The organism is Streptomyces sp. M41(2017), from assembly GCF_002078175.1.
GTDB lineage: Bacteria > Actinomycetota > Actinomycetes > Streptomycetales > Streptomycetaceae > Streptomyces.
In genome coordinates, this window is sequence record NZ_MWFK01000001.1 from 5,013,656 (window position 1) to 5,037,061 (window position 23,406).

Sequence of the window (23,406 nt, forward strand, 5' to 3'; positions counted from 1 at the left end):
GTCTCAGAGCCTTCTCAGCCCCCGCTGCGAGATTACTGAACGCAGCCGGAAGAGGAATGATCCGACTGTTCGAAGCGGATGAAGAAAGCGGGGACCGCGTGAACGGCACGCACATGGCGGGGGGAGCGCCGCTCACCCAGGAGGATGTCGTCCTCGCTCCTGGGGCCTCGACGTATCTCTCCTATGTCGACGGAAAGAACATTCCGAGTACGGAATGGGTCTACGTCCTGGACGCGGCGGCACTGCTCGACGACGCCTTCACCAATCTGACCCTGAAGCGGAAGCTGGAGCGCGGTCAGTGGCACGGCGGTCCGGCGGGAGGTGAACTGCCGCCCACCATCGTCGGCCGGGTCGCGAAGGCGGACCGCGAGACGGTCGAGCAGGCCCTCGGGGCCGCTGCCCGGGCCGCCCGCGAATGGTCCGCGGCCCCCCTGGACGTGCGCCTCGAACAGCTCGGCACCCTCCTCCACGACCGGCTCGCCGACCGGGCCGGCGAGATCATCGACATCCTGGTCAAGGAGGGCCATCCGCTGGCGCTCGCCCGCTGGCAGGTCTCCGGCATGCTGGAGTGCTTCGGACCCGAGTCGCTCGGGTTCTACCGCACCCAGATGCTCCAGGAGTTCCGGCACGGGGCCCGCGAGATCTCCGTACGCCGGCAGCCCGACGGGGTCGTCTGTCTCAACCCGCCGCAGAACGCGCCGCTTTCGAGCGCGCTCCTCGGCGTGACCTCGCTCTTCGCGGGCAACGCCCTGGTCGTCCGGGCCCCGCGCAGCGCACCGCTCGGCGTGATGTACGTCCTGCACGAGGTGGTGGTCCCCGCGCTGGAGGAGGTCGGAGCCCCGCCCGGCACCCTCGGCGTGGTGTGCGGCGACCCGGCGCCGATGCTGAACGCCTGGCTGCAGAGCCCGCACGTCGACGACATCATGTACTTCGGCAGCAGCGAGAACGGCATCCGGTTCCAGGAGCGCTGTGTCGCCGCGGGCAAGAAGCCGATCCTCGAACTCGCCGGCAACGACGTGGTGGTGGTCTGGAAGGACGCCGACGTCCGGCTGGCCGCGGAGGCCCTCACCGAGAGCTTCTACGGCTCCGGACAACTGTGCATGATCCCCAACCAGGTGCTCGCCCACCCCGACATCGCCGAGTCGCTCACCGCCGAACTCGCCCGCCAGAGCGCCCTGGTGAAGCCGGGGCACGCCGGTGACGAGGACGTCCTGCTCACTCCGGTGCTGCGGAACGAGAAGTTCTTCTCCTGCCTCCAGGACGCCCTCGACTCGGGCGCCGAACTGGTCTGCGGCGGCCACGCCATGCAGCTCGACGGCGCCCGCGATTCCTCCGGCATCTTCCTCGAACCCACCGTCGTCCTGGTCCGCGGCCTCGACGGGGCACGCGGCGTACGGGCGGTGGCGCACGAGACCTTCTTCCCGCTGCTCCCCGTGGTCGTCGCGTCGCGTGCCGACGGCGACGACGAGGAACTGCTGGAGAAGTTCATCGACTGGGTCAACAGCAACGAGTACGGGCTGCGCAACTCCCTCTGGGCCGACGACCGTTCGGTGATCGACCGGTTCACCGCACGGGTCACCAAGGGCGGGCTGCTGAAGGTCAACGACTCACACATCGGCTTCCTGCCCTACCTGCCCACCCACGGCGGCACGGGCCTGACCGGCGGCGTGTTCGGCGAGGCCAACTACCCGATCCTGCGCACCTCCCACGTACAGGGAGTCAGCGTCAGCGTGCAGGGTCTGCGCCCCCGCGAGGCGGTGTTCGGCGGTGGCCGGCCGGCCCCGGCAGCACCGGCCCCGGCGGACCACCGCGGCTGACTCCCCGTATCGCCGTATCCCCGGAGATCCGGAGACCCGGCCCCGTCCGCGTCGCGTACCCCTGCATCCCCGTATTCCTGCATCCCCCGCGTTCCGAACATCCACCGACCCTGAGGAAGCCATGCGTTCCCTGGACGCGGCTCGGGAGATCTGCGAGAGCTATCTGCCCGGCCTGCTCAAGAACCTCGATGACATTCCGCTCGCCGATCTGGAGAAGCCGGACAGCCCCGGCCTCACCCACTTCCGCACCGCCAAGGGCCCGGGGCTGGTGATCCCCAAGGAGTACCAGGGTGCCGGCGCGGACCCGCTGCAGGCGCTCGCCGTCGTACGGGCCATCGGCGCCGTCTCGCCCTCGCTGGCCGTCGCCACCACGATGCACCACTTCTCCGTGGCCACCCTCTTCACCCTGGCCGACTCCATCAAGAGCAGCGGCATGGAGTGGGCGCTGCTCGAAGGCATCGCCGAGCAGAACCTCCTGGTCGCCTCCGGGTTCGCCGAGGGGAAACCCTCCCAGGGCATCCTCACGCCGACCATGCGGGCGGAGCGGGCGGAGGGCGGGTTCGTCATCAACGGCTCGAAGAAGCCGTGCAGTTTATCGCGGTCGATGGACCTCCTGACGGCGAGCGTGGCGCTGCCGACGCCCGACGGGGGTTCCGAGATGGCGGTACTGCTCGTGCCGCGCCAGACCGACGGCATCACCAGCCATCCCTTCTGGCAGAGCTGGGCGCTGGCGGGCGCCGAGAGCAACGAGGTACGCCTGACGGACGTGTTCGTCGACGAACAGCTGATCATGCGGACCGAACTCGGCGAGGCCGGCGAGCTCGACGAACTGCAGACCGTCGGATTCATCTGGTTCGAACTGCTCATCTCCGCCGCGTACGTGGGGATGGTCTCCGCGCTGGTGGAGCGCCTGTACGGGTCGGGCCGCGGCGGCGAGTCCGACCGGGCGAGCCTGATCGCCAAGCTGGAGACCGCGAACCTGCTCCTCGAAGGCGTCGCCCGGATGGTGATGGACGGCGAGCGGGGCAACGAGGCCCTCGCGAAGACCCTGGTGGCGCGCTACGCGGTCCAGGACGCGCTCGGCGAGACGGTGAACCGCGCCGTGGAACTGCTGGGCGGCATGGCCTTCATCACCTCCTCCGACGTCGCCTACCTCGCCGCCGTCTCGCACGGGCTGACCTTCCACCCGCCGTCCCGCACGAGCTTCCAGGGCCCGTTCCTCGAACACGTGGCGGGCAAGCCGCTTCGGCTGGCCTGAGGAGGCACCGTGACGATCACCTCACTCGCGCCGGACGTTCTGCCGGACCGCCACGAACTCGGGCGGCTCTACCGCAGCCGGCTCAGCAAGGGCCGCGCCACCCTCGGCGAGATGTTCGGCGGCCACGTCGAGGTCGCCTCCGAAGGAGCTTGGGTCACCACCAGTGACGAACGCCGCTTTCTCAACTGCGGCGGCTACGGGGTCTTCCTGACCGGGGCGCGGCATCCCGCCGTCATCCGCCGGGTCGCCGAGCAACTGCACACCCACCCCGTCGCCACCCGCATCTTCCTGGAGCCGCAGGCCGCGCTGGCCGCCGACGCCCTGGTGTCCGTCGTACCGGAGGGCCTGAGCCGCGTCCACTTCGCCGGCTCCGGCGCCGAGGCGGTGGAGACGGCGATCAAACTGGCCCGCACCCGCGGCCGGACGCGGCTCGTCGCCACCCACGGCGGATACCACGGCAAGACGATGGGCGCGCTGTCACTCACCGGGAAGAGCCTCTTCCAAGACCCGTTCCGCCCCCTGCTGCCCGACACGACCCACGTGCCGTACGGGGACGCGGAAGCCCTGCGCGCCGTGCTCGCCCGCATCCCGGGCGAGGGCTGCGTCTTCGTGGAACCGGTGCAGGGCGAGGCCGGAGTGGTCATACCGCCGGCCGGATACCTGACCCAGGTCGCCGCGCTCTGCGAGGAGTTCGACGCCCTGCTGGTGCTGGACGAGATCCAGACGGGCCTCGGACGGCTCGGCACCTGGTGGGGCGCGGACGCCGAGGGAGTGGTGCCGGACATCCTGCTCGTCGGCAAGGGGCTCAGCGGCGGCGTCGTCCCCGTGTCGGCGGTCGTGGCCACCCCGGCGGTGTTCAAGGCCTTCGACCAGGACCCGTACCTGCACACCTCCACCTTCTCCGGGGCGCCGCTCGCCATGGCCGCCGCCCGCGGGGCCATCGAGGCGATCAAGGACAACGACCTCGTCACCCGCTCCCGGACGCTCGGCGAGGAGATCCTCACCCGGCTGCGCTCCATCGTCACCGGCCACTTCGGCGAGGTGGTCCGCGAGGTGCGCGGACGCGGGCTGATGCTCGGCATCGAGTTCGCCGAGCCCGGCCCGGCCGGAGACCTGCTCATCGAGCTGATCCAGCACGGAGTCATCGCCAACCACTCGCTCAACTCCCATCTGGTCCTGCGCCTCACCCCGCCCGCCGTGCTCGACAGCACGGACCTGGAGTTCCTCTACGAGGCGTTGGACCGCGCCTGCCGGACCCAGGCCGCCCGCTACACACCGACCTCAGGAGGTGCCTGACCATGCGCAGCGCACAGGTCACGATCCGCGCGGTCGCCGTCGCACCCGCCGATGCGTTCGACCGCGTGAAGGACTTCGCCGGCTATCCCGAACTCTCCCCGGTCGTACGGTCGGTGACGGTCGACCGGGCAGCCTCCGGGACGCCGGGCGGCGCGGCCGAGGAACACAGCGACTGGGAGGTGTACTTCCGCAACGGCATCCTGCGCTGGAGCGAGACCGACACCTTCGACCGCGCCGGCCTGACCATCGCCTTCACCCAGACCGACGGGGACTTCGCCGAGTTCACCGGCACCTGGCGGGTGCGCGCCGACGGTGAGGACAGCCTGATCGACTTCTTCACCGAGTTCGACTTCGGCATCCCGAGCCTCGCGGGCATTCTCGACCCGGTGGCGGAACGGGTGTTCCGCGAGACGATCGGCGTGGTCGTCACCAGCCTGTTCGCGAAGGCCGAGGTCGTCGGCGACGAGGCACTCGTGCGGGCCGTCGAACTGGCCCGCGAGCGCGCCGCGGAGCTGCGGACCGGCGACGCCGCACCCACCGCGATCCCCGCGGGAGCCGTGTGATGGATGCCAAGAACGCTTTCGACACCCCCGTCACCTACCGGCTGATCCGCGTCGAGTACGCGGTGGGCCTCGCCGTCGCGGTCGGCTTCTTCTTCGCGCACATCACCGAGGTGCGCTGGCTGCCGGCCGTGGCCCTCTTCCTCTACATCGACCTCATCGGGTACATCCCCGGCGCGATCGCCTACCACCGCAGCGAGGACAAGGCGATCTCCAAGGTCTACTACGTCCTCTACAACACGATGCACAGCCTGGCCACGCAGACGATCGTCGCGCTCGCCTGGATCTGGCTGGCCGGTCCCGAGTGGGCGCTGCTCGTCCTGCCCATCCATCTCTTCGGTGACCGCGCCCTGTTCGGCAACTTCCTCAAGCCCTTCGGCGTGGACTTCGAGCCGGTGGCCGACCCGGCGTTCCAGCGCTTCCGGTCCGAGTTCGCCGCCTCCGCCGCCGACGGCACCCGCCTCATCGAGCAGCTCGACGCGAAGCCGACGCCATGACGTCCCCGAGCACGACCTCGCAGAGCGCGGCCTCCGCGCGTACGCACACGGCGGCCGCCCACTGGCCGGCCGGGAGCCGCACCGCCTCCGTCCGCTCCACCACCCGGAAGTTCGCCACCGGGGTGACCGTCCTGACGTGCAGCCGCGACGAGGGCACCCACGGGGTCACCGTCAGCACCCTGACGCTCGCCTCGATGAAGCCGCCCATGGTCTCGGTCGCCCTGCGCCGGGACAGCCAGGGCCTCGCCGCCCTGCTGGCGGCCGGCACCTTCGCCGTCAACGTCCTGGGCAGCCAACAGGACCCCCTCGCGCGGCACTTCGCCCGCTCCGACCGGGGCGAGGGGCTCACCCGCCCCGGCCGCGGCGTCTGGGCCGGGCACACCGCGGACGGGGTGCCGCTGCTCGGTGGCGCCGTCGGCTGGCTGCAGTGCCGGGTGACACGCACCGTGCCGACCGGTGACCACGAGCTGGTCCTCGGCCTGGTGACCGACGCCCGGCTCGGTTCCGCGGAGGTCCCGCTGGTCAATTTCGCCGGAGCCCTGCACCGGCTCCCGGCCCCCGCCGCCCCGGCCTCCACCGCCCTGGCCGCCGCCCCGCCCGACGACACGACCCGGAGCTGACCATGACCGACACCACCACGGGGACGGCCCCCGATTCCGCGATCCCCTCGGAAGCCGACTGGGACCACGCACCGACACTGGTCGACGGCGCCAACTCCCTCGAACTGACCGCCGCCGAATGCGACTTGAAGTACTGGTTGCGCGCCGTGCCGCAGGGCACCCTGCGTGGCAAGGTCCTCGGCCACGACGAGAACGTACGACCGCACGAGGTGACCCGGCGTCCCGGTCCGCTGAACGAGGCGCTCACCCAGGAACTGGCGTTCCGCTCCATCGCCGAGGACAAGGCGACGCGCGCGCTGGGCTACATGGTGGCCCTCGCGCCCGACACCGCGACGATGGAGTTCTACACCACCCAGCTGATGGACGAGGCCCGGCACTCGATGGTGTTCCGCGACCATCTGCTGAGTCTCGGCGTCGCCCGGCAGGACCTGTTCACCACCATCGACAGGCTCGCCGCCGCCGACCGCGACGCCGTGCTCGTGCCGCTGGAGAACCTCGGCCTCGAAGTCCTGCGCGACCAGGAGGACTTCATCGGGGGAGTGGTCGTCCTGACGATCCTCGTCGAGGGCGTCCTCGCTCCCGCCGCACAGCTCTCCGAGCTCAAGTGGCGCGTCTTCGACCCGGCCGCCGCCGACGTCGAGCGCGGCGCGGGCATCGACGAGATCCGCCACCTCACCGTCGGCAGCTCGGTCGCCCGCGAGCACCTCCTCGAGCACCCCGAGGACAAGGAACGCATCCTCGAACTGATCACCCGGGGACGCGCGTTGTGGGGGAACCTGCCCGCCACGGAGATGACGCTGCGCCGCGAGACCCTCTTCCAGAAGGGCCTGGACGCGCACCGCGACCTCGCCGGCGACTACGAGATCTGGCCGGGCCGCCGTCTCGTCGACACCACCGTCGAGGAACGGGTGGGGACGGCTCACGAGTGGTCCGAGTCCATGCAGCGCAAGCGCCTCCTCTACATGGGCCTGGAGGAAGCGATATGACCACCGTCAACGAGCGGGGACTACGGGACGCCGAGGGCTCCGGCACGCTGGAGGAGATCACCCGGCTCGTCAAGGACGCCGGCCTGATGGACACCCGCCCCAGCTGGTACGTCTACAAGATCGCGTTCAACTTCCTTCTCCTCGCCGCCGGCTGGACGGCGTTCGCGCTGCTCGGCGACTCCTGGTGGCAGCTGGCCGTGGCCGTCTTCCTCGGCCTGATGTTCGGCCAGACCGACCTGGTCGGCCATGACGCGGGCCACCGGCAGATCGTCCGGACCCGCAAGGCCAGCAACATCATCGGCTATGTGCACGGCAACCTGCTCACCGGCGTCAGCTTCGGCTGGTGGGTCAAGCACCACACGGCCCACCACAACTTCCCCAACCACCTCTCGATGGACCCCGACATCCTGCGCCGGCAGGTCATCTTCGAGGCCGGGGACCGGGTCAAACGCACCACACCGTTCCAGCGGTTCGTGGTCCGCCACCAGTCCTGGATGTTCTTCGTCCTGATCACACTGGAAGGCCTGCGCCTGCACATGTCGGGCTACGTGGCCGCGAGCAGGGGCGCGCTCACCAAGTACAAGAAGTCCGAACTCACCGTCATCACCCTGCACCTGGTGCTCTACGTCGCCGCGCTGTTCTCCGTCCTGCCGCCCGGCAAGGCGATCGCGTTCCTCGCCCTCCACCAAGCCGTGTTCGGCTTCTACATGGGCCTGATGTTCGCGCCGAACCACAAGGGCATGCCGGTCCGCGACGGGGAGAAGGAGGACCTGGACTGGCTCACCCGCCAGGTCGTCACCTCCCGCAACCTCAAGCCCAGCCGGTTCAGCGACTTCTTCTACGGCGGCCTCAACTACCAGATCGAGCACCACCTGTTCCCGTCGATGCCACGCACCAACCTGCGCAAGGCCCAGCCCATCGTCAAGGAGTTCTGCCTGCGCAGCGGACTGCCGTACGTGGAGGTGTCGATCATCGAGTCCTACGCGGAGGTGGCCGACTACCTCGACGAGGTCAGCGACGAGGTGGCGCGGCTGGAGAGCGGGGTCTCATGAACACCCCGCGCGCCGGCCGGGCGGCGGTCGTGTGCGGACTCGGCACCTGTGTCCCCCCGTACGCGCTGACCAACGAGGAACTGTCGACGCTCATCGACACCTCCGACGCGTGGATCCGCAGTCGCACCGGCATCGGCCGGCGGCACATCGCCGACGCCTCCACCGCCACGAGCGACCTCGCGATCGAGGCAGGCGGCCGGGCGCTGAAATCGGCCTCGGCGGAAGGGAATGCGGCGGTCGACGCGGTCATCGTGGCGACGACCACCCCGGACCACCCCTGCCCCGCGACCGCTCCTCTGGTGGCCACACGACTCGGACTGGGCACGGTCCCGGCGTTCGACGTGGCGGCGGTGTGCACCGGCTTCCTCTACGGACTCGCCGCCGGTGCCGGCCTCATCGCCGCCGGCACCGCCGAACGTGTCCTCGTGATCGGCGCCGAGACCTTCTCGCGCATCCTCGACCCCGAGGACCGTTCCGGCCGCGCCATCTTCGGCGACGGTGCCGGAGCGGTGGTGCTGCGGGCCGGGGAACCGGACGAGCCGGGTGCGCTCGGACCCTTCGACCTGGGGAGCGACGGAACGGGCAGCGACCTGATCACCGTACGCACCGGGGGGTCACGGGACCCGTATCCCACCGCAGGGGACGCGGCGGACCCGTACTTCCGGATGAACGGCAAGGCGGTCTTCCGCAACGCCGTCGAGCGGATGACCGAGTCCTCGCGCCGGGTACTGGCGGCCCGCACGGACTGGACCGGGGGCCTGCCGGACCTCGTCGTGGCACACCAGGCCAACCTGCGGATCCTGCACGCCGTCGCCGACCGGATCGGCGTCGACCGCGCGGACTGCTTCGTCAACATCGACCGCGTCGGCAACACCGCCGCCGCGTCCATCCCGCTCGCCCTCGGCGACGCGGACCGCTCCGGGGCCCTGAGCGCGGGCCGACGCGTCCTGCTGACCGCCTTCGGCGGCGGACTGACCTGGGGCGCCTGCACGTTGACCTGGCCGGACATCCAACCGGCCTGAACGTCGCCGCCAATTACCGGCGACGGACCACACACCCATCACGAACAACAGGAGACGCAGTCATGAGCGACGTCTACAACCGCATGGTCAAGCTGCTGCAGGCCGGCTTCGGTCTGGAGGCCGACGAGATCAGCCCCGAACAGACCTTCAACGACCTGGAGCTGGACTCGCTGGCCATGGTCGAACTGTCCCTGGCCGCGCAGGAGGAGTTCGGTGTGCCCGTGAACGACGAGGACATCAGCTCGCGGGACACCATCTCCCGCGCCGCGGAGGTCATAGAGGCGAAGGGCGTGGCCGTCTGATGGCGGGCACCTCCCGCTTCGACGCCGCCGTCACCGGGGTCGGGATGGTGAGCTGCGCCGGGATCGGAGTCCCCGCGTCCTGGAAGCGCATCCGCGAGGGAGAGGGCACGGCCGCGGGCCCCGTCCCCGCACTCGACGGAACGCCCGCCGACTTCGGCTGCGCCGTACCGGACTTCGACCCGGCCGCGGCGGTCGGCAGGCGCAAGGCCTGGCGCCTCGACCGCTGCAACCAGTTCGCCATCGCCGCCGCCGCGGAGGCCATCGCGGACGCCGGTCTCGACCCGTCCACCTGGGACGGCACCCGCGTCGGCGTCGTCCTCGGGAACGGCATCGGCGGCGCCGCCGCCTGGGAGAAGCAGCACAACGTCCTGCGCGACGAGGGCCCCCAGAAGGTCTCGCCGCTGCTCATCCCGATGCTGTCCATCAACATGTCAGCCGGCTACGTGGCGATGGAGTGCGGGGCACGCGGCCCCAACTTCGTGACCGCCACCGCCTGTGCCTCCGGGACCACCGCGATCGGCATGGCACGCGAACTGCTCCGCAGCGGGCTGTGCGACATCGTGGTGACCGGCGGAACCGAGGCTCCCCTCGTCCCGTCGATCGTCTCCGGCTTCAGCCAGATGGGCGCCCTGTCCAAGCGCCGCACGGCACAGTCCACCGCCTCCCGGCCCTTCGACGCCGACCGCGACGGCTTCGTACCGGCCGAGGGCGCCGCCGTCCTCGTCCTCGAACGCGCCGAGCACGCGAAGGCCCGCGGCGCCCGGATACGGGCCATGGTCAGCGGCTACGGAGCCTCGGCCGACGCCCACCACGCCACGGCACCCGACCCGCAGGGCGCCGGTGCCGAACTCGCCGTCCGCAGCGCCCTGTCGGACGCGGGGGTCGACGGGGCGGACGTGACGCACGTCAACGCGCACGGCACCTCCACACCGCTCAACGACGTGTCCGAGGCACGCATGATCCGCCGGGTCGTCGGACAGCACCCGGCGGTAACCTCCATCAAGGGGGTGGTCGGTCACGCACTCGGCGCCGCGGGGGCGATCGAGGCCGTGGCCACGGTGCTCACGATCGAGAACGCTTTCGTCCCGCCCACCGCGAACCTGGAGAGCCTCGATCCGGAGGTCGACCTGGACGTGGTGGCGAAGGCGGGCCGCGAGCTGCCGGTCGAGGTCGCGGTGAGCAACTCCTTCGGGTTCGGCGGCCAGAACGCCGTACTCGTGTTCAGCAGGGCCTGACAGCGAACGGGAGCCGTGGGACGTGTCCGAGGAACGCAGATGGCAGGTCGAGGAGAGCGTGCTGGTGCACGCCACCCCCGAGCGGGCCTACCGCGCGATCAGCGACGTACGGACGATGGCCACGTTCTCCCCGGAGTGCGTCGGGGTCTGGGTGCACGGCCGTGGGCCGGTCACCCGGGGCACCAGGTTCACCGGCTTCAACCGCAAGGGCCCGTGGCTCTGGTTCACCGACTGCCGTGTCGTCCGCGCCGAGGAGGGCCGCGACTTCGCCTTCCGCGTCACCAGCTTCGGCCTGCCGGTCGCCCTCTGGGGCTACCGGTTCGCGCCCGAGGAGGACGGCACCCGGGTCACCGAGTACTGGGAGGACCTGCGCACGGGACGCACCGGCCGGCCGGCCGAACTGCTCGGATTCTTCACGGGCACCAAGCCGGCGGTACGGCACCGGGCGAACACCGCGGGGATGCGGGCCACCCTGGGGCGGCTGAAAGCGGCACTGGAGCGGTAGGGAGCGCAGCGCGACATCGAAGGGGCACCGCGGTGCCCCGCCGGTCACCCCCGGCGGGGCACCGCGGTGCCCCTTGCCCCTGCCCTTCCTCACGTCGCGAGCAGACGCCCCAGCGTCCGGACCACAGTGGCCGCCGCCACCGCGTGACCCCGGCTGCTCAGCCGCCCCGGGCGCGCGCCCCACAGATCCCCGGCGGGCGGACCCGCGTGCGCGGCGAGGTCGACATGGACGCAGCCGTGGCGCAGGACCACCGCCTCGATACGTTCGGAGAGCAGGCGCTGCCGGGCCCGGAGACCGGCGACCTGGTCCGCGGACACCTCGCCTGCCTGCGTCAGGTCGAACGGGCTGATCACCAGCACCACTTGGCAGGTCGCTCCGCGCAACGCGGCCAGAATCCTGCTCAACTCGAACTCCATGGCGTCCGGATCGAAGGAGCGTGCCCTCAACTCCGGCCCGCCGCAGGCCAGCAGCGCGAGGTCACCGTTGAAGTCCAGCGCGTCCCCGAGCTGGGTCGACCGTACGTGGGAGAGCGGAAGCTCCCGCCTGCCTCGGGGATGGAGACAGGCGAACCGCGGATGCGCCTCGCGCAGCGCGGCGATGACGCTATCGGTCCACGGAGCGCGCGCCCAGCCCGGTACGACGGTCATCCCGGCGGAGTCGACGCTGCTGTCGCCCAGCACCACGGCGCGCCGCCACCTGGCGTCGGCGAGGAGTGCGGCGCCTTCGCCGGGCCCGAGGCACCGCGGATCCGCGTGCTCATCCGCGGGAGCCGCGGCGACGTCCCCCGCGGGCCTCCGCGGTGTGCCGCCCGGCGCCCGGACGCCCGGCCGGACGATCCGGTCCTCGTTCCGTGTCCGGTCTCTTCCACGCCTTGGTCCAGGCATCGGCCGTCCCCCCTTGGTCGACGGCCCCCACTCTCCCCGTGAGCGGGAGGGCCGCGGTGCTGCGCGCGCGTCCACCGGACGCGCCCCTTCTCAGCACTCCCGCGGTGCGTCCGCGATCCGCCGGAGCCGGCCCGTGTGCCCGGGGATGTGGTCCTCGGCGCGCAGGCGCACGATCTCGCCCCACGGCACGGCCCCGCTGAAGAGCTCCTCGCCCTTGTCGCCGACGAGGCGCACGGAGACCGGCGTCGCCCGCTGATTGTGGGGGGTCTGGGCGAGCAGGCCGACCAGTTCGGCGGCGTTGCGGCGGACGAGTTCGACCAGGACGTCCCGGCCGGCCGAGGAGGTCAGTTCCCCGATGGCCTTCGGGTCCATGGCCGGTCCGTTGTCCAGCCCCGCCGCGTCTCCGGCCAGCACCTGCCGGGCCGTCGACGCCAACAGCCGGTCGCTCAGGGCGACATGGGCGAGGGTCCAGTCCGCGTCGCGCTCGCCGGACGGTGGGGCGGACGTCTCGTCGACGGGGGCCGCGGCGGTCGCGGCGGCGATCAGGCCCGTGTAGGCCTCTTCCAGAGCGGCGGTCTCCATTGCTGTGTCCTTTCGCATGTCGCGGACGTCGCGGGCGACAGGGGTGTCGGCGGTCGGGCGCGAGGTGGGGGCGTCGTCGGGCCCGGCGAGCGCCAGCCGCACCAGGCGCCGGACGTCGTCGGGACCCAGGTGTTCGAGACGGGCGACGAGGTCGGCGGCTTCCGGATCGCCGCCGCACGCGAGGAACTTGGCGCGTGCGAGCGCCGCGTGGTGGGTGCCGTCGGCGCCGCTCGCGGCACCCACCGCGGCACGCCGCTCGACGTGCAGTTCGCGGCCGTCGCGCAGCCGGACCGTGACACGGGCGCCGAGGTTCTTGGTGGCCCACCGGAAGTCGGTCTCCGGCTCCAGCCAGACGGGCGGCAGGGTCTCGGCGGCCCGGGCGTCGATGGCCCGTACCCAGGCCTCGGCCCGCTCGCCCGCCCGGCGCAGCGCCTGGCCGAGCGGGGCGGTGGCCAGCAGCGCGTGCCGGCTGAACGCCGGGTCGTGCTCGGTACGGACGCGGGCGGCGAGTTCCCAGCGGTCGGGGAGGTCCACCGCAGGGTGCGCGAGGTCCGCGGGGAGCAGGGAGCCGGTGAGGAGGGCCGTGGCGACGTTGTAGGGGAGGGAGAAGTTGAGGGCGGCCACGCTGGAGTCGGGGCCGATCCGGTGCTGCCGGGCGATGCGGTCGAGCCCGGCGGTGAAGATCGAGCCCCGCACGACCACTTCGGCGATGTCCCGGTGGTCGACCCCCGCCAGCGCGTGGTGGAGTTCGACCGCGCAGTCGACGGCTGCGCTCGTGTAGGCGCTGCCCGGATGGATCTTGTACGAGAAGGTCTCCGTGTGCCACAGGGTGCCGAGTCCGGCGACTGCCTCCTCGGGCAGGGGGATGTCCGCGAACCGGTGCAGGAACCCTTGCGGATGCTCCAGTACGTCCTCGGGCCCGGTGAGCCCGAACCGGGCGCCGTCGCAAGCGCTCAGGCCGGTCCGCACCGGCGCGGCGGCCACCAGCAGCTTGGCGTCCGTGCTGAAGAACCCGCGTGACAGGCTCCACGTCGGCACCGAGAACGCCATGCCCAGTGCGTGCGCCCAGACGTCGGCGGAGGCGCTCTCCGCGCGAAGCCGCCCGGCGACCGCCCCCGCCAGATGGGTGTGCCCCGCGGTCTGGCCGCGGAACGGGCCGAGGGTCGCGGCGGCGGTGATCCGGGCCGCCGTCTCGTTGGCCGCGAGGACCGAGGTCAGCAGCTGTCGCCCGTCGAGTCCGAGTGAACTCGCGTAGACCAGCGGGACGTTGACCGTGGAGTGCGAGAGATGGCCCGCGTAGGCGGTGTCGTCGAAGTCCAGGCAGACGGTCGCCATGGAGAGCGACTGCACGGCGTGCTGGGGATCGTCCTGCAGGGGGCTGCCGTAGGCCTGGCGGACACGTCTGCCCAGCGGGTGTCCGTACCCCGCGCGGGCGGCGCCGAGCTGGCTGAGGATCTGGCTCTTGAGGTGCGCGACGACCCGCTCGGGTGCGTCGTCGAGGACAAGTCGGCTGCCCCAGCCGGAGAGTCGGCGGATGATGCTCCCGCCGCTGCCGCTGCCGCTGCCGCTGCCGCTGCCGCTGCCGCTGCCGCTGCCGCTGCCGCTGCCGCGTCCGCCGTGCCTGCCGGCCTCGCCCGACGCGCCGCGAGGCTCCGCCGAACCGGGCGAGCCCTGTGCCGGAGCTGTCCGGTGCTGCGCCCGGAGCGGGTCGGGACCCTTCGCCACGCCCTGCCCGTGGGGCGCGGCGCCGGAAGCGTCCCGCCCCACGGGAGTCGTACCGGAGCCGGACATCAGGAGTGCTGTCCCGCGGTCTCGACCGGGAGGTCGTCCTGCCCGTGGTCATGGTCCACCGCGGGAGCCTCGGCCGGGTCGGCCGGCCGCCTCCCCTTGAGGAAGATCAGCGCGAACAGTCCGCCGATCAGGGCGCCGGCGCCGGCGATCTCCATGGCGATGTGCATGCCCTCCACGTAGACCGGGCTGACCGCCTCCATCACCGTCCCCCGGATGTTCGGGGGGAGGGCGGCGACACGGGACAGGTCGCCGTCACCGAGCAGGTCGACGGCCTTGGCCTGCGCCTGGGCGGGCAGGTCGGTCCCGGCCAGCGCGTCGGGCATCCCGTCCCGCAGGTGCCGCAGGAGCAGAGCGCCGGCGAGGGCGACCCCGAAGACGGTGCCGACCTGGCGGAACGTGTTGGAGACGCCGGACGCGGTACCGGCCTGTTCCGCTGGCACGGACCCGAGGAGCGCGACCGTGGCGGGCGCGCCGGTGAACGAGACACCCACGCCGAGGAGGGCGAGTGACCACCAGTAGTTGCCGAATCCGGACCCGACCTCCAGGACCGTGAGCCCGAAGAGGCCGCCGGCGGACAGCGCGGAACCGATGGCGATCGGCAGCCGCGGTCCGACCTTCGCGGCCACGATGCTGGCGGCGAACGAGGCGATCATGATCGGTACCGTGAGCGCGAGGAACCGCACCCCGGTCTCGATGGAACTGAGCTGGTTGATGCTCTGCAGATACAGCGTGAGCAGGAAGATCGCAGCGAACAGGCCGAACAGGCTGAGGAAGTTGACGATGCCGGCGACGACCACGATCGGGCTGCGGAAGAAGCCCATCGGCAGCATGGGATCGGGGTGCCGCAGCTCCCACAGCACGAAGAGCAGCAGCGTGACGACCGACCCGGCGAACGACCCGAGGATGATCCCGGACGTCCAGCCCCTGCTGTTGCCCTCGATCAGCCCGTACGCCAACGCCGCGATGGTCGTGATGAACAGCAGCTGTCCGACGAGGTCGAGCCGGCGCTTCCGCGGGGAGCGGTTCTCGGTGAGGAGCTTCGCGAGGACGACGGTCGCGATGACCCCGACGGGCGCGTTCACCCAGAAGATGCTCTGCCAGCCGTAGTGGTCGACGAGCACGCCGCCAAGCACGGGACCGGTCGACAGCGCGATGCCGCCGACGCCGGCCCAGATGCCGATGGCCTTGGCGCGGTCGGCGGGAGCGGTGTAGGCGGCGGAGACCAGCGCGAGCGACACCGGGATCATGATCGAGCCGCAGACCCCCTGGAGGGTACGGCCGAGGAGCAGCACTCCGATCGAATCGGACAGCGCGCAGACCACGGAGCTGAGGGTGAAGCCGATCAGGCCCGCGAGGAAGATCTTCTTACGGCCGAGGATGTCGCCCAGGGTGCCGGAGGTCAGCAGCAGACACGCGAAGGTCAGCGTGTAGGCGTCGATGATCCACTGGAGCTGGGTGATGTCCGTGGACAGGTCTTCCTGGATGTCGGGCAGCGCCACGTTCACGATCGTGGCGTCGAGATAGACCATGAACACGCCGAAGCAGAGGAAGGCGAGCAGAAGCCCCTTCCGCTGGCCCGGGGCGGTGGTGTCGCTCATCGCGGTTCCCTCGTATCAAGGTTTGGGGGACGGGTCTCAGGGACGGTGAGGGGCTGGTCCGGCTGTCCGCCAGGACGCTTCGAGGCTAATGACCGACGGTCAGTCAGTCAACTGGCCGACGGTCAGTCATTGAGGGAAGGTAGATTGGAGGTGATCCCCGCGAGCCCGGCGGAGGATCCCGGACAGGAGGCGAGCCCATGGCGACGGCAGCAGAGACCCACCCCGGGAAGCCCGCGCGCCGCAAGCGTCGGACCATGAGCCCCGACGACCGCCGCTCGGCGCTGATCAGGGGTGCTTCCGAGGTCTTCCGGGAGAAGGGCTTCGCGGCGGCCACGGTCGCCGAGCTGGCCGAGGCGGGCGAGGTGGCCAAGGGCACCTTCTACCTCTACTTCGACTCCAAGGACCACCTGCTCGGGGCGATGTGGGAGGAGTACGTCGACGGCTTCCTGCGGGACACCCGCGCGATGCTCGACGAGGGCGGCGCCTGGTGGCCGAGCCTGGACCGGCTGATCCGCACGATGGTCGAGCACGCCGTCCACAACGCCGACCTGCACCGCATCGTCTACCGCTCCGCCAACGCCAAGGCGCTGGAGCTCTGCCACGCCTCCAACCAGCGCGTCGTGGACCTGATGTGCGACTTCGTCGCCCGCGGCTCGTTGGTCGGAGCCTTCCGCGCCCGCGACACCGGCCTCGCCTGCCGCCTGGTCTTCCACGCCGCGGACGGCCTCCTCGACGACCTGATCAGCCGCGACGAGCCCATCGACCTCGAAGAGGTGACCGCGTCGATCCTGGAACTGGCGCACCGAGGACTCGGCGACCCGGACCTCGACTGAACCAGGCGATCGTCCGGAACGAAACGGAGCGCGTCCCGCCGGGGCGCGCTCTCGCGCGTCTTCCACCACGCCGACGATCCAAGGGCGCCGTCCTGTGAGCGTCCTGAGGCGCCCGTCTCAGGCGAATGTCAGGCGCATGCGGAAGTGTCTGCGGTGCACCGGGAAACGGACGAGAGCCCGCCGACCGGAGCGAGGAGAGGTACCCGAAGCGGCCCAACGGGGTACCGAGGCGACTTGGTTCGGGTTTCGGCCCGCGCAGGTTCGAATCCTGCCCTCTCCGCAGCGTGTTCCCGAGCGGCGCCGCCGGACTCCGGCGGCGCCGCCGTGCTGTCCACCCCGGCTTGGAGTGCCCGTCGTCATGAGCGCCCCGTTCGCATCGGTCCTGGTGATCGCCAACCCCGCCTCGGGAACGTACCTGCCCGAGACCGCCGAGACGGTACGCCGCCGGTTCGCCGACGCCGGCCGGGCCGTCACCCTCGTGGTCACCGAACAGGCGGGTCACGCACGCAAGTCGGCCGCCGAGGCGCTGGCTCACGACGGACCCGGGATCGTGGTCGCACTGGGCGGCGACGGAACGGCGCACGACGTGGCCGCGGGCCTGGCGGGCGCCGACACCTCCGCGTCCCCCCACGCGGCACGGACTCCCGCCCTGCTGACGCTGCCCACCGGCACCGGCAACTCCTTCTACCGGGAGATCTGGGCCGACCGGCCCTGGCGTGACGCCCTCGAACTCGCCGTGACGGCACCGCACTTCCGTGCGATCGACCTGGCGCGCGTCGCGGAGAACGGGGCGTCGGCCCTGCTCGGCGCCTCCACCGGCGTCGTCGCCCAGTCCCTCATCACGGCCCGCGACATCACCGACGCCGGCCGCGAACGGTACGAGAAGGCGGTCGCCACCTCCCTGCGTACGTTCACCCCGTACCCGGGCCGGGTCCTGGTCGACGGCGAGGTGGTGCAGGAGGGCCCGACCGTCTTCGCGAACGTCGGCGGCGGCCGGCACCGCGGCGGCCGCTTCGAACTGCTCCCGCACTCCGTCCTGGACGACGGCCTCCTCGACGTATGCGTCGTCGGCACCGCCCTCCCGTTGCGGGAACTCCCGGCACTCTCCCGCGACGGCGGCCACGTCGGCCGTGAGGGAGTGGTCTACGCCCGCGGCCGCTCCGTCGTCGTGGAACGCACGGACGGACATCCTCTCGTCTTCGAGTACGACGGCGACGTACTGGACACACCGGGCGAGCGCTTCACCCTGGACGTGATGCCGGGGGCGCTGCGCGTCGTGGCGCCTTTGCCGGGGCGGTAGTCGAGGGCTCAGCCCCGGCGCGCGAGGACGCGTGGTGGTTCCTGAAGTGAGTCACCCTGCACGAGAATCAACACGACTGTCTCCCGGGTGAGGAGACGGCCCGTTCGCTGCTCCTCGTGGCCCGGGCACCCACCGCATCGAGGATGAACCTTTGACCCCGTACTCCCTGGCGTTCTACGTGGACGTCGTCACCACGGCCGGCGTGCTCGGCGTCGGGCCGGCGGACTCGCCCGAGCGCGTCACCGAGGTCCTGGGGCCGGACTTCGCCGAGAACATCTCCGGCAACCTCTCCATGTGGCGTGACTACGGCCTCGCCGAGTTCTTCTGGGGCCGCGCGTCCTCGGCCCTTCCCTGGTCGGGCAGCCACTTCTCCCTCCAGGTGCACAGGCTCGCGTATCGCGCCCCGGAGGTCGTGAACGAGGCGATCCGTGCCCGGTACGGGCGGTTCACTCCCCGGCTGCGGTTCGAGAAGCTGCGCCGTCTGCTGGAGCACCGCGGCGTTCCACTGCTCGAAGTCCCCGAACTTCCCGCGAACTCGCCGTACTTCCGCACCTATTGGCAGCCGTCCTCCCGGGTCGCGGTCTCGGTCATAGGGGTCTGCGGCGAGTACAGCACGCCACGCAACCTGCGGGTCGGGGACGTGTACAAGATCCAGTCCTCGGTCTCGGCCGACGAGGTCGAGTGGAGGAGAGCGCGCGCCGGCGCGGACCGGCGCCGGCCCGGGTGAGCCGCACCGGATCACGTGGTCGGCTCGCGCACGGAAGCGGTCCGGATCCCTGCCCGGTGACGGGGGAGACCATGGTCGGTCGCCAGGCCCCGCTCGACGTCGTAGGAGTTCCCCGGAACTCCTCGGGTCGAAGGCGTGCCGATGTAGAGTGTCGGCAGCCCTTGACCTGCAGAAAGCAGGCAGGGAGCCGTCCTTCAGGAGTCCGACATGCTGCGCACCATGTTCAAATCCAAGATCCACCGCGCCACCGTCACCCAGGCCGACCTGCACTACGTCGGCTCCGTGACCATCGACGCCGATCTGCTCGACGCCGCCGATCTGCTGCCCGGTGAGCTGGTCCACATCGTCGACATCACCAACGGCGCCCGACTGGAGACGTACGTCATCGAGGGGGAGCGCGGGTCCGGGGTCATCGGGATCAACGGCGCCGCCGCCCATCTCGTGCAGCCCGGTGATCTGGTGATCATCATCAGTTACGCTCAGGTCGATGACGCCGAGGCGCGGGCGCTGCGGCCGCGGGTCGTGCATGTGGACCGCGACAACCGGATCGTCTCCCTCGGTGCCGATCCGTCCGAGCCGGTCCCGGGCTCGGACCAGCGGCGCAGCCCCCAGGCCGTCACCGTCTGAACCACGGCGTCCGTGCCACGCGGCGGCGCCGCGGCACCTGGAACCGAGGACCCGAGGAGTGGCCGTGAGTGACATCGAGATCCGTGACGACCGGCCGGCCGGTCGGCTTGAGGCGTTCGCCGGCGACGAGGTGGTCGGGCACATCGAGTACTTCGTCCTGGAGGAGCCCGCCCGCGCCCTCGTCCCCGTCCACACCATCGTGGAACCCGAGCACGAGGGTCACGGCATCGCGGGCTCCCTCGCCCGTGAGCTGTACGGCATCGCCGCGCGCGAGGGCATCGTCGTCGCGCCGCTCTGCCCGTACGTCGTGAAGTGGGCGGAGCGTCACCCCGAGGAGGCTCCCGCGGCCGACCCCGCGCTGCGGCGTGCCGCACTGGAGTGGCTCAAGGCGCACCCCGGGCGCTTCTGATGGCCGGGGCACCGTCCCCGGCGGCGCCCCGAGCACCTCTTCCCGCGTCGCCCGGACCGCTCGCGCTGCTGCACACCTCACCGGCCCACATCCCCGTCTTCGACGCCCTGCGCGACGAGGACCACCCGGGCCTGGACCTGCGGCACTTCGTCGCCGAGGACCTGCTGGCGCGCGCCCGGCGCGAGGGCCCCGACGCGGTCGCCGACGACGTCCGGGCCCTGCTCGGCCAAGCCGTCGCCGACGGTGCCCGGGCCGTGCTCTGCACCTGTTCGACCATCGGCGCCGTGGCCGAACGGACCGACGCCGGGGTGCCCGTGCTGCGCGTGGACCGGCCCATGGCCGCCGCGGCGGTCGCCGCCGGCCCGCGGGTCGTCGTCCTCGCGACGGTGGCCAGCACGCTGGAGCCGACGGTCGCCCTCGTCGAGGAGGAGGCCCGTCGCGCCGGACATCGCGTCGAGGTCCGTACGGTGCTCGTCGACGGCGCCTGGGCCCTGTTCGAAGCGGGCGACACGGACGGCTGCGCCCGCGCGGTGGCCGAGGCCGCCGACGCGGTCACCGGCGCCGACGCGATCGTCCTCGCCCAGGCGTCCATGACACCGGCACAGACCTTGACCGCCACCGCGATCCCGGTCCTGTCGAGTCCCCGCCCGGGCCTGGCGGCCGCGGCCTCCGCAGCCGCGTGCCGGCCACGGCCCGGCTGGACCGGCACCGGCGACCCCGGCTCGCCCCGGGACTCTCGCCCCCTGCGCTGAGCGACCGGCACCGCCGGGCACCCTGATGCCCGTAACCAGCGCCGGAGTGCCGCTCACCCGGCGGTGGCCCTGTGCGACGGCCCGGGCCACCGCGCACGGACACGGCGCACGGACACGGCGCACGGACACGGCGCACGGACACCGCGACCTCCGCGCCCTCGTCGACCTGGTTCGAGTGTCCACCAGCCGAGGCCTCTGAACCGCCCTCCGACCTTCAGCCCCCGCCGGGCCTCCAGCCACCCCACCGCACAGCCGCCCCGCCGGGCCTACAGCCGCCACCGCCCAGCCGCATCCCCACCCGTCATCCCCGCTCCCCGCAGCCCCCATTGCCCCACCTGGCCCGCATCCCTCGCGCGACGGGGTGAGTGCATGGTCGGCTGCTGGGTACGCGGGGAACAGTCCAGGGCCGACGTACCGAATGGCTGGAGGACCGCCATGACACAGCCGTATCCCGACCCCGTACCGCCGGGGCCCACTCCCGGGCCGAGCCCCGAGCCGCCGGGACCTTCACCCTTCCCGGACCCGGTGCCGAACCCCGGTGGCCCCGATCCCTCGCCCGGGCCCCCGAGGCCCGACCCGACCCCCGGGCCGGGCGGCCCCGAGCCCGTACCCGGGCCGGAGCCCGTCCCCTCACCGTCCCCGGTGCCCAAGCCGCCGGGCCCGGACCCCGTGCCGGAGCCGCAACCGCAGCCCGGGCCGTTGTCCTGAGGGACGTCCGGCCCGCCGGGTGCGGGCCGCGTCCCAGGGGGCGCCGACCCCGCAGCACGTCCGAACCCGCCACAACCCCCGTCGGGGTGTGGCGGCTTCGGCCGTTCCGGAACGTCCCTGCCGTCCGCTCGGGTGCGGCTACGCGTCGACCTCCGACCGGTCCCCGCCCCACAGCGTGTGGAACGAGCCCTCGCGGTCCGTCCTGCGGTACGTGTGCGCTCCGAAGAAGTCGCGCTGCCCCTGTGTGAGGGCCGCGGGCAGGCGTTCGGCGCGCAGGGCGTCGTAGTAGGCGAGGGCCGCGGAGAAGCCGGGCGTGGGGACGCCCTGGCGGGTCGCCGCGACGACCACCTCGCGCCAGTCGTCCTGAGCCGCGGCGATCTCCTGGGCGAACGTGTCGTCCGACAGCAGGCTCGGAAGGTCGGGGCGGGCGTCGTAGGCGGCGCGGATACGGTCGAGGAAGGCCGCCCGGATGATGCAGCCGCCGCGCCAGATGGACGCCACGGCACCGAGGTCGATGTCCCAGTCGTACTCGTCGCTGCCCGCGGTGATCTCGTGGAAGCCCTGCGTGTACGAGACGATCTTCGACGCGTACAGCGCCTGCTCCACCCGGTCCGCGAAGGCCGCCGCCTCCGCCTCGCCGAGCTGCTGGGCCGTCGGGCCCGCGAGGCCGCGCGAGGCCTCACGCAGGTCGGCGTGCCCGGACAGGGAGCGGGCGAAGACCGCCTCGGCGATGCCCGAGACCGGCACCCCCAGATCCAGCGCGATCTGCACGGTCCAGCGTCCGGTGCCCTTCTGCTCGGCCCGGTCCTGGACCACGTCGACGAACGGCTTGCCCGTCGCCGCGTCCACGTGCGAGAGCACCTCCGCGGTGATCTCGATCAGGTAGGAGTCGAGGCGGCCGGTGTTCCAGGTGCGGAAGATGTCGGCGATCTGCGCGGGGGAGTAGCCGGCGACGTCACGGAGCAGCTGGTAGGCCTCGCCGATGAGCTGCATGTCGGCGTACTCGATGCCGTTGTGGACCATCTTCACGAAGTGTCCGGCGCCGTCGGGGCCCAGGTGCGTGACGCACGGGGAACCGTCGTCGGCCTTGGCGGAGATCTTCTCCAGCATCGGGCCGAGCGAGGCGTACGACTCGGTCGAGCCGCCCGGCATGATGCTCGGCCCGTGCAGCGCGCCCTCCTCGCCGCCGGAGACGCCCGTGCCCACGAAGTGGATGCCCTGCTCGCGCAGCGCGTGTTCACGGCGACGGGTGTCCGCGAAGTGGGCGTTGCCACCGTCGATGATCATGTCGCCGGGCTCCAGCAGCGGCGCGAACTCCTGGATCACCGCGTCCGTCGGGTCGCCCGCCTTCACCATGATCACCAGGCGTCGGGGCCGCTCCAGCGCCTCCACGAACTCCTTCGCCGTCTCGGCCGGGACGAACGTGCCCTCGTCGCCGAACTCCTCCACCAACGCGTTCGTCTTGGCGGCGGTGCGGTTGTGCACGGCGACGGTGTAGCCGTTGCGCGCGAAGTTGCGGGCGAGGTTGCGCCCCATGACCGCGAGACCCGTGACGCCGATCTGGGCTGAAGTGCTCATACGGTTTGGCTCCTAAGAATTCCGCTGGGTGGGCCGGGAGGAAGGGTAGGAAGCAGGGGAAGCGACCGGTACGGGTAGCGGTGGGGCCAGTCCCGACAGGGCCCCGTGTCGTACCGGTATCGGTGGGTCCCGTGTCGGCAGGTCCCCGTGTCGGTCGTGTGCGTCCTCGCCGTCCGTCCCGCTCTTCAGTAGTGCCCCCAGAGCCATCCTGACGCGTCGGCGGAGTCCACGCAGAGGCACGCGGAAGAACCGGGTGCTTCCGTGAGGGCGGGTTTCGGCCAGGGCCGCGGTCCTCGACCGCCCGTCGCACGGGACGCGCACGCACCGGAACGCCTCCCCCGGATCGCGGATCCCATGCCCGGGACCCCGTCCCCGGCCCCTCGTCCGACCGGGGCATCCGATCCCCACCGGCCACGGACGGCCAGGAGACCCCGCCCCGACCGGAGCCGGGACGGTCACCGAGCGTG

22 protein-coding genes and 1 tRNA gene are annotated in these 23,406 nt (G+C 71.8%); 19 read left to right on the top strand and 4 right to left on the bottom strand.

The window, feature by feature from the left end:
* The first annotated feature begins 113 nt into the window (after positions 1 to 113).
* The 12 genes from B0675_RS21880 to B0675_RS21935 all read left to right on the top strand — a co-directional run bounded on the left by B0675_RS21880 (position 114) and on the right by B0675_RS21935 (position 11,150).
* Complete coding sequence (locus B0675_RS21880) at positions 114 to 1,817, top strand: aldehyde dehydrogenase (protein ID WP_081221936.1); 1,704 nt, start codon at positions 114 to 116, stop codon at positions 1,815 to 1,817.
* Between the two features lie 121 nt (positions 1,818 to 1,938).
* Positions 1,939 to 3,075, top strand: a complete 1,137-nt coding sequence (locus B0675_RS21885) for an acyl-CoA dehydrogenase family protein (RefSeq protein WP_081220501.1) — start codon at positions 1,939 to 1,941, stop codon at positions 3,073 to 3,075.
* Positions 3,076 to 3,084: 9 nt separating this feature from the next.
* The gene (locus B0675_RS21890; RefSeq protein WP_241539835.1) at positions 3,085 to 4,371 is read left to right on the top strand and encodes an aminotransferase class III-fold pyridoxal phosphate-dependent enzyme; all 1,287 of its coding nucleotides are present in this window, start codon (positions 3,085 to 3,087) and stop codon (positions 4,369 to 4,371) included.
* Positions 4,372 to 4,373: 2 nt separating this feature from the next.
* Positions 4,374 to 4,934 carry an SRPBCC family protein gene (locus tag B0675_RS21895; protein ID WP_081220502.1) on the top strand — a complete coding sequence of 187 codons (561 nt, stop codon included), beginning with the start codon at positions 4,374 to 4,376 and terminating at the stop codon, positions 4,932 to 4,934.
* Positions 4,934 to 5,428, top strand: coding sequence for a hypothetical protein (locus B0675_RS21900; protein WP_081220503.1), 495 nt, complete (start codon positions 4,934 to 4,936; stop codon positions 5,426 to 5,428). The genes B0675_RS21895 and B0675_RS21900 overlap by 1 nt, the downstream gene beginning before the upstream one ends.
* Positions 5,425 to 6,048 carry a flavin reductase family protein gene (locus B0675_RS21905; RefSeq protein ID WP_081220504.1) on the top strand — a complete coding sequence of 208 codons (624 nt, stop codon included), beginning with the start codon at positions 5,425 to 5,427 and terminating at the stop codon, positions 6,046 to 6,048. Before B0675_RS21900 ends, B0675_RS21905 begins: the two co-directional genes overlap by 4 nt.
* 2 nt (positions 6,049 to 6,050) lie before the next feature.
* The gene (locus B0675_RS21910) at positions 6,051 to 7,034 is read left to right on the top strand and encodes a VlmB-like protein (protein ID WP_081220505.1); all 984 of its coding nucleotides are present in this window, start codon (positions 6,051 to 6,053) and stop codon (positions 7,032 to 7,034) included.
* The gene (locus B0675_RS21915) at positions 7,031 to 8,086 is read left to right on the top strand and encodes an acyl-CoA desaturase (protein ID WP_081220506.1); all 1,056 of its coding nucleotides are present in this window, start codon (positions 7,031 to 7,033) and stop codon (positions 8,084 to 8,086) included. The genes B0675_RS21910 and B0675_RS21915 overlap by 4 nt, the downstream gene beginning before the upstream one ends.
* Positions 8,083 to 9,108: a beta-ketoacyl-ACP synthase III gene (locus B0675_RS21920; RefSeq protein WP_081220507.1), complete on the top strand. Its 1,026-nt coding sequence runs from the start codon at positions 8,083 to 8,085 to the stop codon at positions 9,106 to 9,108. Before B0675_RS21915 ends, B0675_RS21920 begins: the two co-directional genes overlap by 4 nt.
* 62 nt (positions 9,109 to 9,170) lie before the next feature.
* Positions 9,171 to 9,410, top strand: a complete 240-nt coding sequence (locus tag B0675_RS21925) for a phosphopantetheine-binding protein (RefSeq protein WP_081220508.1) — start codon at positions 9,171 to 9,173, stop codon at positions 9,408 to 9,410.
* On the top strand, positions 9,410 to 10,645 hold the full coding sequence (locus tag B0675_RS21930; RefSeq protein ID WP_081220509.1) for a beta-ketoacyl-[acyl-carrier-protein] synthase family protein: 1,236 nt from the start codon (positions 9,410 to 9,412) through the stop codon (positions 10,643 to 10,645). The genes B0675_RS21925 and B0675_RS21930 overlap by 1 nt, the downstream gene beginning before the upstream one ends.
* 22 nt (positions 10,646 to 10,667) lie before the next feature.
* Complete coding sequence (locus B0675_RS21935; RefSeq protein ID WP_081220510.1) at positions 10,668 to 11,150, top strand: SRPBCC family protein; 483 nt, start codon at positions 10,668 to 10,670, stop codon at positions 11,148 to 11,150.
* Between the two features lie 89 nt (positions 11,151 to 11,239).
* Here the strand turns inward: B0675_RS21935 and B0675_RS21940 are convergent, their stop codons facing one another.
* From B0675_RS21940 to B0675_RS21950, 3 genes are all read right to left on the bottom strand, one after another.
* Positions 11,240 to 11,833 (bottom strand): GDSL-type esterase/lipase family protein, encoded by a 594-nt coding sequence (locus B0675_RS21940; protein WP_081220511.1) that lies wholly within the window; start codon positions 11,831 to 11,833, stop codon positions 11,240 to 11,242.
* Positions 11,834 to 12,124: 291 nt separating this feature from the next.
* Complete coding sequence (locus B0675_RS21945; protein WP_206602722.1) at positions 12,125 to 14,341, bottom strand: MmgE/PrpD family protein; 2,217 nt, start codon at positions 14,339 to 14,341, stop codon at positions 12,125 to 12,127.
* 65 nt (positions 14,342 to 14,406) lie between these two features.
* A complete protein-coding gene (locus B0675_RS21950; protein WP_081220513.1) occupies positions 14,407 to 16,005 on the bottom strand; it encodes an MFS transporter in 1,599 nt (532 codons plus the stop codon).
* A 197-nt stretch (positions 16,006 to 16,202) separates the two neighbouring features.
* On the opposite strand from B0675_RS21950, the gene B0675_RS21955 reads away from it, so the two are divergent.
* The 7 genes from B0675_RS21955 (at position 16,203) to B0675_RS21980 (ending at position 20,653) form a co-directional block, all read left to right on the top strand.
* Entirely contained in the window at positions 16,203 to 16,838 is a 636-nt protein-coding gene (locus B0675_RS21955; RefSeq protein ID WP_081220514.1) for a TetR/AcrR family transcriptional regulator, read from the top strand.
* Between the two features lie 193 nt (positions 16,839 to 17,031).
* A tRNA-Arg gene (locus B0675_RS41410) sits at positions 17,032 to 17,118 on the top strand.
* A 78-nt stretch (positions 17,119 to 17,196) separates the two neighbouring features.
* Positions 17,197 to 18,138 (top strand): diacylglycerol kinase family protein, encoded by a 942-nt coding sequence (locus B0675_RS21960; RefSeq protein ID WP_081220515.1) that lies wholly within the window; start codon positions 17,197 to 17,199, stop codon positions 18,136 to 18,138.
* Between the two features lie 151 nt (positions 18,139 to 18,289).
* Positions 18,290 to 18,865 (top strand): hypothetical protein, encoded by a 576-nt coding sequence (locus tag B0675_RS21965; protein WP_081220516.1) that lies wholly within the window; start codon positions 18,290 to 18,292, stop codon positions 18,863 to 18,865.
* Positions 18,866 to 19,072: 207 nt separating this feature from the next.
* Positions 19,073 to 19,492 carry an aspartate 1-decarboxylase gene (gene panD / locus B0675_RS21970; protein WP_081220517.1) on the top strand — a complete coding sequence of 140 codons (420 nt, stop codon included), beginning with the start codon at positions 19,073 to 19,075 and terminating at the stop codon, positions 19,490 to 19,492.
* A 64-nt stretch (positions 19,493 to 19,556) separates the two neighbouring features.
* Positions 19,557 to 19,901, top strand: a complete 345-nt coding sequence (locus tag B0675_RS21975) for a GNAT family N-acetyltransferase (RefSeq protein ID WP_081221938.1) — start codon at positions 19,557 to 19,559, stop codon at positions 19,899 to 19,901.
* Positions 19,901 to 20,653, top strand: a complete 753-nt coding sequence (locus tag B0675_RS21980) for an aspartate/glutamate racemase family protein (RefSeq protein WP_081220518.1) — start codon at positions 19,901 to 19,903, stop codon at positions 20,651 to 20,653. Before B0675_RS21975 ends, B0675_RS21980 begins: the two co-directional genes overlap by 1 nt.
* Before the next feature lie 846 nt (positions 20,654 to 21,499).
* On the opposite strand, the gene gndA is transcribed toward B0675_RS21980, so the two are convergent.
* Positions 21,500 to 22,939: an NADP-dependent phosphogluconate dehydrogenase gene (gndA, locus tag B0675_RS21990; protein ID WP_081220520.1), complete on the bottom strand. Its 1,440-nt coding sequence runs from the start codon at positions 22,937 to 22,939 to the stop codon at positions 21,500 to 21,502.
* Positions 22,940 to 23,406: the final 467 nt, after the last annotated feature.

Bases quoted from the DNA above. Each gene is read 5' to 3' on its own strand.
- B0675_RS21880 (WP_081221936.1), top strand. From the start codon at position 114: ATGGCGGGGGGAGCGCCGCTCACCCAGGAGGATGTCGTCCTCGCTCCT.
- B0675_RS21885 (WP_081220501.1), top strand. From the start codon at position 1,939: ATGCGTTCCCTGGACGCGGCTCGGGAGATCTGCGAGAGCTATCTGCCC.
- B0675_RS21895 (WP_081220502.1), top strand. From the start codon at position 4,374: ATGCGCAGCGCACAGGTCACGATCCGCGCGGTCGCCGTCGCACCCGCC.
- B0675_RS21900 (WP_081220503.1), top strand. From the start codon at position 4,934: ATGGATGCCAAGAACGCTTTCGACACCCCCGTCACCTACCGGCTGATC.
- B0675_RS21905 (WP_081220504.1), top strand. From the start codon at position 5,425: ATGACGTCCCCGAGCACGACCTCGCAGAGCGCGGCCTCCGCGCGTACG.
- B0675_RS21910 (WP_081220505.1), top strand. From the start codon at position 6,051: ATGACCGACACCACCACGGGGACGGCCCCCGATTCCGCGATCCCCTCG.
- B0675_RS21915 (WP_081220506.1), top strand. From the start codon at position 7,031: ATGACCACCGTCAACGAGCGGGGACTACGGGACGCCGAGGGCTCCGGC.
- B0675_RS21920 (WP_081220507.1), top strand. From the start codon at position 8,083: ATGAACACCCCGCGCGCCGGCCGGGCGGCGGTCGTGTGCGGACTCGGC.
- B0675_RS21925 (WP_081220508.1), top strand. From the start codon at position 9,171: ATGAGCGACGTCTACAACCGCATGGTCAAGCTGCTGCAGGCCGGCTTC.
- B0675_RS21930 (WP_081220509.1), top strand. From the start codon at position 9,410: ATGGCGGGCACCTCCCGCTTCGACGCCGCCGTCACCGGGGTCGGGATG.
- B0675_RS21950 (WP_081220513.1), bottom strand. From the start codon at position 16,005: ATGAGCGACACCACCGCCCCGGGCCAGCGGAAGGGGCTTCTGCTCGCC.
- B0675_RS21955 (WP_081220514.1), top strand. From the start codon at position 16,203: ATGGCGACGGCAGCAGAGACCCACCCCGGGAAGCCCGCGCGCCGCAAG.
- B0675_RS21960 (WP_081220515.1), top strand. From the start codon at position 17,197: ATGAGCGCCCCGTTCGCATCGGTCCTGGTGATCGCCAACCCCGCCTCG.
- panD (WP_081220517.1), top strand. From the start codon at position 19,073: ATGCTGCGCACCATGTTCAAATCCAAGATCCACCGCGCCACCGTCACC.
- B0675_RS21980 (WP_081220518.1), top strand. From the start codon at position 19,901: ATGGCCGGGGCACCGTCCCCGGCGGCGCCCCGAGCACCTCTTCCCGCG.
- gndA (WP_081220520.1), bottom strand. From the start codon at position 22,939: ATGAGCACTTCAGCCCAGATCGGCGTCACGGGTCTCGCGGTCATGGGG.